12 protein-coding genes are annotated in these 14,450 nt (G+C 72.5%); 6 read left to right on the top strand and 6 right to left on the bottom strand.

The genetic code is table 11. From position 1 onward, the window contains the following. Positions 1–330: 330 nt before the first annotated feature. A complete protein-coding gene (gene galE / locus OG371_RS29445; RefSeq protein ID WP_329058564.1) occupies positions 331–1,311 on the top strand; it encodes a UDP-glucose 4-epimerase GalE in 981 nt (326 codons plus the stop codon). A gap of 13 nt (positions 1,312–1,324) precedes the next feature. On the opposite strand, the gene OG371_RS29440 is transcribed toward galE, so the two are convergent. Beyond that, complete coding sequence (locus tag OG371_RS29440) at positions 1,325–2,368, bottom strand: DUF4192 domain-containing protein (protein ID WP_329058563.1); 1,044 nt, start codon at positions 2,366–2,368, stop codon at positions 1,325–1,327. A gap of 502 nt (positions 2,369–2,870) precedes the next feature. Between OG371_RS29440 and OG371_RS29435 the strand changes: the two genes are divergently transcribed. Beyond that, positions 2,871–4,001: a sensor histidine kinase gene (locus OG371_RS29435; protein ID WP_329058561.1), complete on the top strand. Its 1,131-nt coding sequence runs from the start codon at positions 2,871–2,873 to the stop codon at positions 3,999–4,001. Further along, positions 3,998–4,639: a response regulator transcription factor gene (locus OG371_RS29430; RefSeq protein ID WP_329073296.1), complete on the top strand. Its 642-nt coding sequence runs from the start codon at positions 3,998–4,000 to the stop codon at positions 4,637–4,639. Before OG371_RS29435 ends, OG371_RS29430 begins: the two co-directional genes overlap by 4 nt. 62 nt (positions 4,640–4,701) lie before the next feature. Here OG371_RS29430 and OG371_RS29425 read toward each other — a convergent pair whose 3' ends face one another. Then, the gene (locus OG371_RS29425) at positions 4,702–6,498 is read right to left on the bottom strand and encodes a Xaa-Pro dipeptidyl-peptidase (RefSeq protein ID WP_329058559.1); all 1,797 of its coding nucleotides are present in this window, start codon (positions 6,496–6,498) and stop codon (positions 4,702–4,704) included. Between the two features lie 87 nt (positions 6,499–6,585). On the opposite strand from OG371_RS29425, the gene OG371_RS29420 reads away from it, so the two are divergent. Beyond that, positions 6,586–8,145 carry a DUF4139 domain-containing protein gene (locus OG371_RS29420; protein ID WP_329058557.1) on the top strand — a complete coding sequence of 520 codons (1,560 nt, stop codon included), beginning with the start codon at positions 6,586–6,588 and terminating at the stop codon, positions 8,143–8,145. Positions 8,146–8,148: 3 nt separating this feature from the next. Here OG371_RS29420 and OG371_RS29415 read toward each other — a convergent pair whose 3' ends face one another. From OG371_RS29415 to pdxR, 3 genes are all read right to left on the bottom strand, one after another. Next, the gene (locus tag OG371_RS29415) at positions 8,149–8,580 is read right to left on the bottom strand and encodes a CBS domain-containing protein (protein ID WP_329058555.1); all 432 of its coding nucleotides are present in this window, start codon (positions 8,578–8,580) and stop codon (positions 8,149–8,151) included. Between the two features lie 104 nt (positions 8,581–8,684). Next, positions 8,685–9,131, bottom strand: a complete 447-nt coding sequence (locus OG371_RS29410) for a hypothetical protein (RefSeq protein ID WP_329058553.1) — start codon at positions 9,129–9,131, stop codon at positions 8,685–8,687. Then, positions 9,128–10,549, bottom strand: coding sequence for a MocR-like pyridoxine biosynthesis transcription factor PdxR (gene pdxR / locus OG371_RS29405; protein WP_329058552.1), 1,422 nt, complete (start codon positions 10,547–10,549; stop codon positions 9,128–9,130). Before pdxR ends, OG371_RS29410 begins: the two co-directional genes overlap by 4 nt. Positions 10,550–10,645: 96 nt before the next feature. On the opposite strand from pdxR, the gene OG371_RS29400 reads away from it, so the two are divergent. Beyond that, positions 10,646–11,221, top strand: coding sequence for a TIGR03086 family metal-binding protein (locus tag OG371_RS29400; RefSeq protein WP_329058550.1), 576 nt, complete (start codon positions 10,646–10,648; stop codon positions 11,219–11,221). Between the two features lie 72 nt (positions 11,222–11,293). On the opposite strand, the gene OG371_RS29395 is transcribed toward OG371_RS29400, so the two are convergent. After that, complete coding sequence (locus OG371_RS29395) at positions 11,294–12,307, bottom strand: neutral zinc metallopeptidase (protein WP_442876002.1); 1,014 nt, start codon at positions 12,305–12,307, stop codon at positions 11,294–11,296. A gap of 119 nt (positions 12,308–12,426) precedes the next feature. Here OG371_RS29395 and OG371_RS29390 point away from each other — a divergent pair, with 119 nt between their 5' ends. Then, on the top strand, positions 12,427–14,439 hold the full coding sequence (locus OG371_RS29390) for a prolyl oligopeptidase family serine peptidase (RefSeq protein WP_329058548.1): 2,013 nt from the start codon (positions 12,427–12,429) through the stop codon (positions 14,437–14,439). Positions 14,440–14,450: the final 11 nt, after the last annotated feature.

Below are 14,450 nucleotides of genomic sequence, written 5' to 3'. Positions count from 1 at the left end.
GGCGGCAGCCCCGGCACGCCCTTCGGCGGCGGTCCCGGCGCGTCCCTCGACAGCAGCCCTCGCGCGCGGTTCGGCAGCGGTTCTGGCGCGCCGTTCGGCGGTCGCGCCCGGAGTCGCCGGGATCCCGTCGCCGGGTGTGGCCCGATCCGGCCGGGCTTGATCCAGGCCGCCGCCAGCCGGGGACGGTCGAAACGGGCCCCGTCGGCGTCGGCCCCGGAGGAGGCCGATCGCGGCGCTGAGCCATCCGGGGCAACCCCCGGGCGGCTCGTCGCGTCGCCGTAAGGGAAGACTGTGCCGCACAGTCACCACCCTCAGCAGAAAGGCCACGACGTGACCGACCAGCAGAGCCCCCTGAAACTGATCGTCACGGGTGGCGCCGGGTACGTGGGCAGTGTGTGCGCCGCGCGGCTCATCGAGGCCGGTCACCAGGTCACCGTCGTGGACGACCTGTCCACCGGGCATGCCGACGCCGTCCACCCCGACGCCCGCTTCATCCAGGGCGACGCCGCCGAGGTGGCCGCCGACGTCCTCGGCGAGGGCTTCGACGGGGTCCTGCACTTCGCCGCGAAGTCGCTGGTCGGCGAGTCGATGACGGACCCGGCGAAGTACTGGGAAGGCAACGTCGTCACCTCGCTGCGCCTGCTCGAGGCGATGAAGGCCAACGGCACCCCGCGCCTGGTGTTCTCCTCCACCGCGGCCACGTACGGCGAGCCGGAGTCTTCGCCGATCCCGGAGACCGCGCCGACCCAGCCGACCAACACCTATGGCGCGTCCAAGCTCGCGATCGACCACGCCATCACCAGCTTCGCGCGCGCCCACGGCCTGGCGGCGGTCAGCCTGCGCTACTTCAACGTCGCGGGCGCATACCGGGCCTTCGGCGAGCGGCACACCACGGAAACCCATCTCATCCCCCTAGTCCTGCAGGTCGCCACCGGCGACCGCGAGCACATCTCGATCTACGGCAACGACTACCCGACGCCCGACCACACGGCTGTCCGCGACTACATCCACGTCGTCGACCTCGCCGACGCCCACCAGCTGGCCCTGAGCCACGCCACGGCGGGCGAGCACCGCATCTACAACCTGGGCAGCGGCACCGGGTTCTCGGTCCTCGAGGTCGTCGAGGCCTGCCGGGAGGTGACCGGCCACCCGATCCCGGCCGTCGTGGCCGAGCGCCGCGCCGGTGACCCTTCGGTGCTCGTCGCCTCCAGCGCGAAAGCCGCCGAGGAACTCGGCTGGAAGCCCGAGCGCACCGACCTCCGGGGCATCGTCTCCGACGCCTGGGAGTTCACCCGCGCCCGCCAGTCCTGACTGGCCCGACCGGTTATCCATCGCCGGTGTCCTCGAGGCCGAGGTCCACTTCGGACCCGGCCCCGAGGCCGGCGAGCTTCGCTGGGTCGGTGCCGCGGTTCCACACTGCGTACAGCAGCTGGGCCAGCAGGTGGCCGGAACTCGCCTCGAGAGCGTTGTCCAGAGCCATCCCGGCGAGCGCACCTTCGCCCCGGAGCAGCGTCGCGTACGCGAGCAGGCAGGCGGCCTCGGCGCGGTGCGGAGCGGGCAGCTCTTTGACGAGTGAGAGCCACAGGGCTTCTGCTTCCAGGGCCACGCTGGTGCCCGGCGGCGTGGTGAGCGCGAGGCACGCGTCTCGGACCGGTTTGATCGTGAGGGCGTGCGCGAGGCGAACCGCTTGCTCGTCGTCGAGGTGGTCGGTGCCGGCCCGTCTTCGCTGGAACGCCGCGCGGACCTCCGCGGCCGCCGCGGAGACCACGTCTTCCGTGCCCCACGGCGACTTCCCGGCGCGACCGAGCAGCCCGGTCCGGCGGACGATCGCCTCCGGCGAGCGCGGCTCCAGCAACGCGGCCACGTCCTCGCGGCTCGGGAACGACACGAACCCCGCATTGGTCGTGGCGGCGGCGATGACCGTGCCACGCGGGTCCGGCAGCAGGCCGCTGCAGTCGTCATCGCGGTAACACGCCCAGGGCGCGTCTTCCTCGATCGCGGCCGTCCACAGTGGATGGAGCAGCAGCAGGCCGTGTTCGCCGAGCGCCCGCCGCAGCTCGGCGACGAACGCGCTGAACGGCGGCCCGCCATCGGGTTCGGCCCGGCCGCCGACGACAACCGCGGTGACACCGAGGTGAACGGCGCCCCGGAAGCGCGGCGCTAGTGCATCAGCCTGGTACGCGAACAGGTCTTCGGGCGGCAGGTCCGCCCGCAGGATCAGGCCGATGCCAGTGCCGGGCGGGCGGTGCCCGAGCAGGACGAGCGAGTCCGAGGGCATGAACCCGAGCAGGTACGGGAGCGCCACGATCAGCTGAGCAGGGTCGGTGAGTACGGGCCGGGCCGGTCCCGGCGGGGTCGAGGTGGTCACGCCTCCACTCTGCGGCGGAAACCGGGCCCGGTGGTGGCGGTCGCGGATCTGTGGACAAACCCGGGGTGGTGCGGGGCCGATGTGGAAGGGTGCGCTGCCGGGGACGGGTTTTGTCGGTGGAGTGGTCTAAGGTGCGCGGCTCGCTGCGCTGGGAATCCGCGGGAAACCGGCCGGCGCTGCGGCGGGTGAGGCGCGCGGGGCCGCTGTGACTGGCGCTGAGAACACGGCGCGGCTGTGAAGAACGGCGGCTGCGGCGAGCACGGCAAACAAGACGGCTGAGGCGGGCAAGACAGCTGCGGAGAACGCGACATGCGCGGCGAACCGGCACAACCCCGCGAGAGCGCGCTTATCTCCCGTCCGGCGGAATTGCTGGATGCCGCAGGGAGAGGGCCCGCGGGGAAGCCACGCACGCAAGCGGCGCAGAGAAGCACCCAAGCCACCCGGGGAAGCCGCACAACTGACCCGCTGCAAGTACATTTCCGTACGAGTACCCGGGAGGGCCATGGACACCATCACGATCGCCACCGGCGGGGACCGGCCGCCGCTGGGGCCGCTGGACTGGCTGCGCTGGGGGCTGGTCGCGTTTCCGATGCTCGTCTCGATTCCCGGGGCGAGCGGGTGGTTGTGGCCGTTGATCGGCGTCACGCTGGTCTGCTCGGTGGCGATGCTGAGGCCGCCGGCGCGGCCAACGTGGCTGTTGCCGACCGCGATGGTCGCCGTGATCGTCTGCGCGGGCACGGTGTGGGTGGTGCAGCCGAACAGCTTGACGTCGGTCGCGATGTTCAGCACGACGTTCTACCTGATGCGGGCGTACGGCAAGGGGCTGACGATCGTCGCCACCTGCCTCAGCACTTGCGCGATCGTGGCGATGGCCCTGGTCCACCGGCTCGACTGGCTGAGCGCCGTCTCGATCCTCGCCCTGCCCGTGCTCATGCTCCTGCTCGCCGCCAACCGGCGGGGCCGCAGCGCGCGGCTGGAGCAGACCGAGCTCGCCCTCGCCCGCGCGCAGACGGCGGCCGAGGAGCACGCGCGCGCCGCCGCGCTGGCCGAGCGCGCGCGGATCGCCCGCGAGGTGCACGACGTGCTCGCCCACTCACTCGCCGGGCTCGCCCTGAACCTGCAGGGCGCGCGGCTGATGCTGGTTCGCGACGGGGCCAGTCCCGACGCCGTCGCCCAGGTCGAACGCGCGCAGAAGCTGGCGTCGGACGGGCTGGCCGAGGCGCGCAAGGCCGTCGCCGCGCTTCGTGAGGACGCTGTTCCGGTGGAGCGCGCGGTGGCCGATCTGCTGGCGGGCTACCGGCTGGACACCGGCGCGCGGGCGGACCTCGTCGTCGAGGGTGAGCCGCGGGAGCTCGACGCGGCGGTCGGCACCACGCTGGTCCGCGCGGTGCAGGAGGCGCTGTCCAACACGCGCAAGCACGCGCAGCAGGCCGACGTCGACGTCACGCTGGCCTTCTCATCCGAGCAGGTGGAACTGACCGTCGCCGACCGGCAGGGCAGGCGGCCGCCGGACGCGCCGGCGGCGGGATACGGTTTGCGGGGCATGGGCGAACGGGTCGCGCTGCTCGAGGGGAAACTGGTCAGCGGGCCGGGGGAGGACGGATGGCGGATTCACCTGACGGTGCCGGCGTGAACCTGCGTGTGGTCATCGCCGACGACCAGGCCGTGGTCCGGGAGGGCCTGGTGACCTTGCTCGGGTTGCTGCCCGGCGTCGAGGTGGTCGGGGCGGCCGCGGACGGCGTCGCCGCGCTGGACCTCGTCGCCGAGCACCGGCCGGACGTCCTGCTGGTCGACCTGCGCATGCCGCGCCGCGACGGCGTCGAGACCACGGAGCTGGTGCGCGCGCAGCACCCTGGCACCGAGGTCGTCGTGCTCACCACCTACACCGACGACGACTCCCTGCTGGCCGCGCTCAAGGCCGGCGCCCGCGGCTTCCTGACCAAGGACGCCGACGCCGAGGCGATCGCCCGCGCCCTGCGCTCCGCCGCCGCCGGTCAGTCCACAGTGGACGGCGAGTTGCAGCAGCGGCTGGTCGACGCCGCCACCCGGCGGGCCCCGGTGCGCGCCCAGGAGGTCGAAGGCCTGACCACGCGCGAGATCGAGGTGCTGCGGCTGATCGCGGCGGGCCTGTCGAACACCGAGATCGCGCGCACGCTGGTGGTCAGCGAGGCGACCGTCAAGACCCACGTGAACCACCTCTTCTCCAAGGCTGGGCTCCGGGACCGCGCGCAGGCCGTGGCCTTCGCGTACCGGGCCGGAATCGCGGACTGACCCCAAGCGCTCGTGAGTGTTTATGACGGTTCTAACCGGCATAAACACTCACAAGACCTTCGTCAGCCGCCGAAGGCCGCCGAGAGCGCGGCGCGCCCGCCGGTCACCGGCAGCGTGACCGACGTCCGCGTCAGGTCCAGCGCCAGGCCGGCACCCGGCGCGGGCCGCAGGGTGTAGTCGTGGTCGCTGGAGGCCAGCAGGAATTCCAGGCGGTGGCCGGCGGCCAGCACGTAGTCCTTCGGCATCAGGTCCACCCCGATCCGGTACGGCGTGCCCGGCGTGACGGGCGTGGTGACGGCCGGGCTCGTGCGATTCTGCGGGTCGATCCAGCCGCGGCTGATCACGTGCGACTTCCCGTCCGGCGCGCGGTCGGCGAGGACCACGGTGACGTTCGCGGCGGGCCGGTCGAAGGACAGCTCCAGGTCCGCCCGCGCGGTGCCCGACAGCCGTAACGGCTGGTGAGCCGCCGGAGTCGCGTACAGCAGACGGTTGCCCGAGGACGCGGCGTCGACGAGTTGCTCGATCGTCTTTCCCGCGTCGTCGGACAGGGTTTCGAAGGTGGGGCGGCCGGGCACCGGGTTGTGCGTGTCGAGCGTCCCCTTCGCCTTCCCGCCGGGCCACGGGTACACCTTGACGCCGGTCGTGCCCGGCGCGGGCCAGTCGGCCTCGTCGGTCCAGGACTTGTCCTCGCGCTGGATGGTCGCCTTCGGCTCGTTCTGGATCCCGTTGTCGACGCCGTACAGGTAGTGCGACATCCACTTGTTCAGCGTCTGGAGCCAGACGTCGCGGCGCAGCGACAGCGGGTCGTTGTGCCCGAACTGGTGCAGCCAGATCTTGTGCTCGACGCCGTGGGCTTTCAGCGCTTCGTACCAGGTCGCGACCTGGTCGGTCTTCACGTTCCAGTCGTTCAGCCCGTGCACGGCGAGCACCGAAGCGTGCACCTTGCCGACGTCGTTGCGGTAGTTCCGCACGTCCCAGAACGGGCTGTAGTCGCCGGTCACCCGGTCCTGGGCCGCGGTCAGCCCGTCGATCACCGGGCGGCAGACCTGCCGGTCGTCGCGGGTGTAGACGTACTCGGCGAGCACGTCCGCGTCCTCGCCCTGGTAGCCGCCCGCGGCGACGACCGCGCCGGCGTTGCGGTAGTAGTCGTACCAGCTGGAGATGGCGGCGATCGGCACGATCGTCTCGAGGCCTTCGACGCCGGTGCTCGCGACGGCGTTCGGCAGGGTTCCGTTGTAGGACACGCCCATCATGCCGGTCCGGCCGGTGCTCCAGCCCGCCGTGACGGGCGCCCCCGCGGCGTCACGGGCGGGCGCGCGGCCGTTCAGCCAGTCGACCACCGAACGGGCGCCGGCCGTTTCGTTGACGTCGCCCGTGGTCGGGCAGCCGGTGGACTGGCCGGTGCCGAGCGATTCCCCGTACACCACGGCAAACCCGCGCGCGGTGAAGTAGTCCTGGTAGCTCCAGCCGATCGGAGGCTGCGGGCCGACGCGCCGCGTGGGCACGCGCGGCCCCTCCGTCGGCACGTTCAGCTCGGTGTCCACGTTGTGGTTCGCGACGTCGTTGCCGCCCGCGAAGTACGGGCTCGCCTGGTACACGACGGGGACCTTCATGCCCTGCGACGTCGCGCGCGGCCGGACCACCTGGGCGTGCACGAGGTCGTCCTGCCCGTCGTGGTCGCTGTCCACCGGCGCGGTCACCCAGACGTCCTCGCGCAGCACGTCGGCCGGGTCGAACACCGGCTGCGCCTGCCCGCCGGTGAACACCGGCGCGGGCGGCGGGTCCGCCTGCGCCACCGCCGTGCCGAACGGCAGCGCGAGCACCACGCCGAGCACGAGGGCGAGCCGAGAAGCCTTCACCAAGAACCCCCAAGAAGGACGAAGCGGGCGAGCACACCTCACACTTCCCGCAACCGCGAGCCGCGTCTACCGACTAACGTCGCCGGTATGGCCACCACCGTCGAAGCCCCGATCGTCGCCGTCACCGTCTACCCGCAGCAGGCGCGGATCACCCGCCGCGGCCGCGCGAGCCTGGCCGACGGCGCGCGGCTGCGCATCGCCGGGCTGCCACTGGCGCTCGACGCGGAGTCCGTCCGCGTCACCGGCACGGGTGCCGCGCTGGTCACCGGAGTCGACGTCTCGTTCGAGCAGCACGCCGAGCCCGCGGACGCAACGTTGCGCGCGCTCGTCGAGCAGCGGCGAGAAGACCAAGCGACGCTCGACGCCGCTGCGGACGACGAAGCGGCCGAAGCAGCGAAGGTGGAAATGCTGACGGGCGTCGCGCGACGCAGCGGAACCAGCTTCGCGAAGGCGCTCGCCGCGGGAGACGCGGAGCCGGGCCGTGTCGCGGAGGTCAGCGACGCGCTCGGCACGCAGCTGGCCGCCGCGCTCAAGGGCCGCCGCGCCGTCACCGCCCGGCTGGACCGGCTCCGCGAGGACCTCGCCGCGCTGGACCGGCGGATCGAGGCGCACAGCGCACAGTCCGAACAGGACAGTTCCACGGTCACCGTCGAGCTGGAACCCCTGGATGGAACGGAAAACAGCGAGGTCGAGCTGGAACTGTCCTATGTGGTCCCCGGCGCGAGCTGGCAACCGGGCTACGACGTGCGGGTGCGCGACGCGCAGGTCACGGTGACCTCCCACGGCTTGGTCAGCCAGCACACCGGCGAGGACTGGCCGGAGTGCGAGCTGGCGCTGTCCACCGCCCGCCCGGCGAACACCGTGGTGGTGCCGGAACTCCAGCCCTGGTACCTCGACCGCGTCCAGCCCCCTCCCCCGGCCGAGCCCATGGCCTACGGCGCGGCCGCGCCCGGCAGCGCGATGGTGCGCGACCGCGCCTCCTTCTCGCTCAACCGGATGGCGCCGAAGGTCGCCGCCGTCGAGCAAGGCGCCACGGCGGTCACGTACCGGCCGGGCCGCCCCGTCGCGATCCCGTCCGGCGCGCAGGGCCACCGCACCACGCTCGCGCAGCTGGACCTCGAAGCGAAACTCGGCTACGTGACCGCGCCGGTGCAGGCCGCGGAGGCGTACCTGCGCGCGACCGTCGTCAACACCTCCGAGCACACCCTGCGCCCGGGCCGCGCGTCGGTGTTCCACGAGGCCGAATTCGTCGGCACCACCCGGCTGGACGTGTGGGCGCCGGGCGAGGAGCTGGAGCTGGCGCTGGGCGTCGACGACCGCATCCGGGTCGAGCGTGAGCTGGTGAAGCGCACGGCGAGCAAGGCGACGCTGTCCGGGCAACGCCGCCGCGAGGCGGAATACCGCACCACCGTGACGAACCACGGCCCGCGGGAGGCCGCCGTCACCGTGCTCGACCAGACGCCCGTCTCACGCGACGACGCGATCACGGTCCGGGACGTGCGCACCGTCCCGGAGCCCGCCGAGCGCACCGAACTGGGCGAGCTGACCTGGCTGCTCGCCCTGGCGCCGGGCGCGACCGGGACGGTGACACTCGCCTACCGCGTCGACGTCGCGAAGGGCGTCGAGCTGAGCGGCTGGCGCGAATAGCCCTCAGCCCTGGGCGATGTACGCCTCGAGCTGCTCCTGGCTCTTCTCCAGCTGCTCCATCCGGCTCTTCACCACGTCGCCGATGCTGACGATCCCGGCGAGCTTGCCCTCGACGAGCACCGGCACGTGCCGGATCCGCCGCTCGGTCATCAGCACGCTCAGCTGGTCGACCGAGTCCTGCGGGCCGCAGCTGGCGACGAGCTTGGTCATGATGTCCGCGACCGGGCCGTCGAGGATCGACGGCCCGTGGTCGTTCAGCCGCCGGACCACGTCCCGCTCGGACACGATCCCGGCGATGCCGCCGTCCTCGGCGGTCACCACCATCGCGCCGACATTGTGTTTGGCCAGACCGGCGAGCAACTCGGTCACTGTGGTCCCCGGGGCGACCGTCGCGACTGCCGTGCCTTTCCCGCGCAGCAAATCTTCAATCCGCATGGCGATCCCTTCTCCGCAGTGAGCTGGGACATATCAGGCTAAGGCCCCGGTGCCGTGCGCGAAAGTCCAGCGGGCGACGTTTACCTGTGGTAAGGGCGCGTGGCTCAGGAAAGCCGTTCGGCCAGCCCGTCCAGCGCGGCGCGGATCCCGGCGGCGTAGTCGTCGTCGCCGAGCGCGTCCAGCCGCTCCCGCGCCGCCTCCAGGTGACGGCGGGCGGCTTCGAAGTCACCCAGTTTGCGGTAGTCCTCACCGAGGTTCAGGTGCAGCGAAGGGTAAAAACCCCGCACGGCCAGCTTCGACTGGTGCTCCTGCACCCGCTCGTCGGTGAGCGAGTCGGCCGCCGCGAGCGCGCGCAGGTCCCACTGCAGCTCCTCGGCCGGGTCGTCGCAGACGTCGGCCAGGTGGTGCGCCAGCGCGCAGCGGTGCAAGGGGTCGCCGTCCGCGCCGATCTCGGCCCACAGCTTGACGAAGGCCTCGCGGGCGCCGGCCCGGTCGCCGCCGATGTGCCGGCGCAGGCCCGCGTCGATGGCCACCATCACGTCGTCGGTCATCGATCTCCCTCGTCCAGGACCCGGCGCAGCCGGGCCAGCCCCGGCGCGATGCGCTCGGCCGCGATCGCACCGTAGCCGAACAGCAGGCCGTGTCGCTGTGAGGTGACGGCGAAATCGTCCAGCGCGAGCAGGCGGACTCCCGCCGCCCTGGCCCGCGGCAGCACCGCGCGCAGGTCCCGCTCGGCAGCCGCGCTGAGGTGGAGGCCGGCCGCCGAAGGACGTGGCGTCAGTACATCGGCGAAGTCACGGCGAAGGAGGCCGAGGAGGACGTCGTGCCGTTCGCGGTAGACCTTGCGCATCCGCCGGATGTGGCGGGCGAAACCGCCTTCGGCGAGGAAATCGGCGAGCACGGCCTGCTCGATCGCCGGGGAGGACCAGTCGGCCAGGTACTTCGCCTTGACGATGGCGCCGGTGAGCGAAGGCGGCGCCGCGAGGAACCCCATCCGCAACGCCGGGGAGAGCACCTTCGAGAACGAGCCGACGTACACCACCCGGCCGTGGGAATCCAAGCTGTGCAACGGTTCCAGCGGCCGGCCGGTGTAGCGGAACTCCGTGTCGTAGTCGTCCTCCACGATCACCGCGCCGGTGCGCTCGGCCCAGTCGAGCAGCTCGTGGCGCCGCGCCAGCGACATCGACACGCCCATCGGGTACTGGTGCGACGGCGTCACGTGCACCAGCCGCGTCCCGGCCGGGATCTCCGCGACGACGATGCCCTCGTCGTCCACCGGGACGGTCGCGACGCGCACGCCGAGCGTGCCGAGCAGCAGCCGCGGCGGCGGGTACCCGGGGTCCTCCACGGCGGCCAGGTCACCCGGTCCCAGCAGCACCCGCGCGACGAGGTCGACGGTCTGCTGCGCCCCGGCGGTGACCACGATGTCCTCGGCCCGGACGCGGACGTTCCGCGAAACGCCGACGTGCCGCGCGATCCCGGCCCGCAGCCGGGGATCGCCTCGCGGGTCGCCATACGTCAGCAGCTCGGCGCGGGACTCCCGCAGCCGCGACGCGGTCAGCCGGCGCCAGGTGTCGAACGGGAAGAGCCGCACATCCGGGACCCCGGAACGGAAATCGAACTCCGGGGCGTCCGCGAACGAGCGCGGCGGCGGCGGGACGTCCGTCCACTCCGGACGCGGCCGCACGCCCGCGGCGGGTTCGGCGGACGGCCCGGCGGGCCACGGGGCGGCGCCGGACCGGACGAACGTGCCGGCGCCGACGCGTCCGCTGAGGAACCCCTCGGCGGTCAGCCGGTCGTAGGCCGCGCTGACCGTGGTGCGCGAGACGGCCAGCCGCTGGGCCAGCTCACGGGTCGGCGGCAGCGCGTCGCCGTCGCGGATCCGGCCGTCGAGGATGGCCTCGCGGATCTGGCGGTAGATCTCGTCCCGGTGGCCGCGCGGGCCGGTCAGGTCGATGTGCAGGTCCACCGCGCCAACTCTAGAGTGCCGATTCTGGATTGGCCCACCACAGTACGGCCCGATTTGGCTCTCCTGCTGGTCCGATCCGGCGGTTAGCGTTCGGGCATGACCCCGTTCGAACTCGACCGCCAGTCCCTGCTCGTCCTCGACAAGATCGTCGCCGGTGCCACCTCCGCGGACCTGGACCGGCCGACCCCGTGCGCCGGCTGGACGCTCGCCGATCTGCTGCGCCACCAGGTCAGCGAGAACCACGCCTTCGCCGAAGCCGCGCGCCACGGCTCCGCGGCCGACTGGGAGTCCGGCGAACTCGGCGCCGACGCGTACGCCTCGTACGCGGCTTCGGTCGAGGACTTCCTGAAGGCGTTCGCCGAGGACGGCGTGCCCGCGCGGCAGCTGCGGATCAACACCTTCGGCACCTTCCCCGGCGAGGTGGCCGCCGCGATGCACCTGGTCGACACCGTCGCCCACGGCTGGGACCTGGCCAGGACACTGGACCTGCCCTACGAGCCGGTGCCTGAAGCCGTGACCACGGCGCTGCAGTTCGCCGCCGTGATCCCGGCCGACGCCGAAGAACGCCAGAAGAACGGCACCTTCGCCGCGGTGGTCGACGTGCCCGCGAGCGCGAGCGAGCTGGACCGGTTCCTCGGCCTGCTCGGCCGCGACCCCGGCTGGACGGCCTAGGTTCGTCCGCACGCCGTCAAGGACTCTCCGGCCGAGACATGAACTACCGGCCCAACGTTGCGTGGCGCGGCCCTAGCTGACCTGGTCCGCCGGCGCGGCCCAGGTGTTGCAGGCGGCCGTGGTCCCGCCGGAGAACCCGGCCTTCGCCCAGGACAGCTGGTGCGCGCGGCTGCCGTGGTCCACGCTGTCGTCGGCCCGGCCGTAGTCGGCGACCGCGGCGTTGCCGATCGCGCGGCTGACCGAGCCCTGGCCGATCGCGCTGGCGATGAACAGCGCGCCGAAACAGTTGGCCTGCAACTCGATCCGGCGCACGATCGCCTGGTCGCCCGGGCTGCTCTGGTCCGGTGTGGACATCTTGTCCGCCGCCGCGGCCAGGATGCCGCTCTCCCGCTGCACGTGGTGGCCGTACTCGTGGGCGATGGTCGCGAGGTGGCGCGAGCGGTTCAGCCCGGCGTCCGACAGCATCCAGTCGGTGGGCGCGTAGATCGTGGTGTCGCCGCCGCAGTAATAGGCGACGGCCTCCTCCTTCGACGGCGCGGCGCCGCACGCGCTGACCTTCGGCAGCGTGACCGACACCGTGGCCGGCAGCCGCGGCTCGTCGACCTTGTCCAGCGCCGGGCGCCAAGCCTGGTCCAGGCAGCTGACGAGGGCGCTGTAGAAGCCCTGGAGCTGAGCGTCTTCACGGCCGAGCGCGGGCAGGTCGCACGAGACGCGGGCGAGCGTGACGCCGTCCGCGAGCAGGGGGTTCGTCTCCAGCTGGGCGACCGCGCGCGGGTCCGTGCCCGCGCCGTTCAGCGGGCGGCCCGCCTCCGACCGCTGGGCGGAGCCTGGCGCCGCCACGGCGTTCCCGGACAGCTGGCGCGGCACCGCGGCCATCAACGCGACCGCGGCCACGACGATCACCAGCGCGATCATTCCGCCGGCCAGCCCGCGACGGCGCGGCGGTGGAGGCGGCGGGGCCCAGGCGGTCGGTGGCCAGTACGGCCCCGGCGGCGCGACGAAGCCCGGAGGCCGGGCCACCACCGGCGGCGGTAGTGGTGGCCCGGCCTGCTCCGGCGGCCCGTCGCCGTCAGCCCGTTCGGTCACTTTTGGCTCCCCCTGTCCGACCCGCGGTCCAGCATACGGTCGGGCCCCGGCGCCGGGATCACGAAACGGGAACGCCGATCCGGTGGCCGGGAACCGGGTGGAGCGGCGAGACTGGGCAGATGAGTGTCGAAGATCCGTACCTGTGGCTGGAAGACGTGACCGGCGACGAGGCACTGGACTGGGTCCGCACCCGCAACGCCGGGACGCTGGCAGCGTTGACGTCCGGTGAGCGCTTCGCCGCGCTGCGGGACGGGATCCGGGAGGTGCTCGACGCCGACGGCCGCATCCCGTACGTCGTGCGCCGCGGCGCGCACCTCTACAACTTCTGGCAGGACGCCGAGCACCAGCGGGGCCTGTGGCGGCGCACCACGCTGAGCAGCTACCGCCAGGCCGAGCCCGAGTGGGAGGTCCTGCTCGACCTCGACGCGCTGGCCGAGGCCGAGGACGAGAACTGGGTGTGGAAGGGCGCCGCGGTGCTGCGCCCGGACCACCGGCTGGGCCTGGTGCAGCTGTCCCGCGGTGGCGCGGACGCGACCGTGGTCCGCGAGTTCGACCTCGACGCGCACGCCTTCGTCGAGGACGGTTTTTTCCTGCCCGAAGCCAAGAACCGCGTCGGCTGGATCGACGCCGACCGGCTGTACCTCGGCACCGACTTCGGCCCCGGCACGCTGACCAGCTCCGGCTACCCGCGGCTGGCGAAGGAGTGGCAGCGCGGCACACCGGTCGAGCAGGCGAAGCTGGTGTACGAGGCCAAGTCCGACGACATCGCCGCGACCGCGTACCACGACCCGACCGAGGGCTTCGAGCGCGATTTCGTCCACCGGTCCATCGAGTTCTACCGCACGGAGCTGTTCGAGCGGACGGCGTCCGGGCTGGTCAAGGTCGACGTGCCGGACGACGCGCGCGCCTCGGTGCACCGCGAGTGGCTGCTGGTGCACCCGCGCACGCCGTGGACCGCGGGCGGCGTCGAGTACCCGGGCGGCTCCCTGCTGGTGATCGGCTACGACGCCTTCATGGCCGGCTCCCGCGACTTCACCGCGCTGTTCACGCCGGACGCGCACACGTCGCTGGACTACTGGGCCTGGACGCGCCACCACCTGCTGCTCGCGACGCTGCACGACGTCAAGTCCGAACTGCGCTCGCTCACCCCGGGCCCGGATGGCTGGACGGAGGCGCCGCTGGGCGGGGCGCCGGAGTTCGGCAGCGCCGAGATCGTGGACACCGAGCCGGACGTCGACGACGAGTACCTGATCGACTCCTCCAGCTACCTGCAGCCCTCCACGCTGAGCCGCGGCGTCGTCGGCGAGGAGGTCGAGGTGCTCAAGCAGGCGCCCGCGTTCTTCGCCACGGAGGGAATCGAGGTCAGCCAGCACTTCGCGACGTCGGAGGACGGCACGAAGATCCCGTACTTCGTGGTCCGGCCCTCGGGCGCGGAAGGCGGCCCCACGCTGCTGACCGGTTACGGCGGCTTCGAGGTTTCGCTGACGCCCTCGTACAGCGGCGTGATCGGGCGCGGCTGGCTGGCGCGCGGCGGCACGTACGTCGTCGCGAACATCCGCGGCGGCGGCGAGTACGGGCCGGATTGGCACTCCAGCGCGATCAAAGCCAACCGGCACAAGGTGTACGAGGACTTCGCCGCCGTGGCCGCCGACCTGACCGCCCGCGGGATCACCACGCCCGCGCGGCTCGGCATCCAGGGCGGCAGCAACGGCGGGCTGCTCATGGGCGTGATGCTCACGCGGTACCCGGAGCTGTTCGGCGCGATCGTCAGCCAGGTGCCGCTGCTCGACATGAAGCGTTACCACCTGCTGCTGGCGGGCGCGTCGTGGATGGCCGAGTGGGGCGACCCGGACGAGCCGGCGGAATGGGAGTACATCGCGAAGTACTCGCCGTACCACAACGTCCACAAAGGACGGGAGTATCCGCCGACCCTGTTCGCCACGTCCACCCGCGACGACCGCGTGCACCCCGGCCACGCCCGGAAGATGGTGGCGCGCATGAGCGAACAGGGCCACGACGTCCAGTACTACGAGAACATCGAAGGCGGCCACGGCGGCGCCGCGGACAACAAGCAGCTCGCGTTCAAGTGGGCGCTGGTGTTCGAGTTCCTCTGGTCCCGGCTGGCGGGCTGACGCCGGTGACG

The sequence above is a fragment of the Amycolatopsis sp. NBC_01480 genome (genome assembly GCF_036227205.1).
In the GTDB taxonomy this organism is placed as follows: domain Bacteria; phylum Actinomycetota; class Actinomycetes; order Mycobacteriales; family Pseudonocardiaceae; genus Amycolatopsis.
The sequence above is the reverse complement of the archived record's forward strand: the minus strand, read 5'-3'. Positions and strand labels throughout refer to the sequence as shown.

Coding starts and splice junctions, on each gene's coding strand:
- OG371_RS29415 (WP_329058555.1), bottom strand. CDS start 8,580: ATGCGGATTGAAGATTTGCTGCGCGGGAAAGGCACGGCAGTCGCGACG.
- OG371_RS29420 (WP_329058557.1), top strand. CDS start 6,586: ATGGCCACCACCGTCGAAGCCCCGATCGTCGCCGTCACCGTCTACCCG.
- OG371_RS29435 (WP_329058561.1), top strand. CDS start 2,871: ATGGACACCATCACGATCGCCACCGGCGGGGACCGGCCGCCGCTGGGG.
- OG371_RS29390 (WP_329058548.1), top strand. CDS start 12,427: ATGAGTGTCGAAGATCCGTACCTGTGGCTGGAAGACGTGACCGGCGAC.
- OG371_RS29400 (WP_329058550.1), top strand. CDS start 10,646: ATGACCCCGTTCGAACTCGACCGCCAGTCCCTGCTCGTCCTCGACAAG.
- OG371_RS29410 (WP_329058553.1), bottom strand. CDS start 9,131: ATGACCGACGACGTGATGGTGGCCATCGACGCGGGCCTGCGCCGGCAC.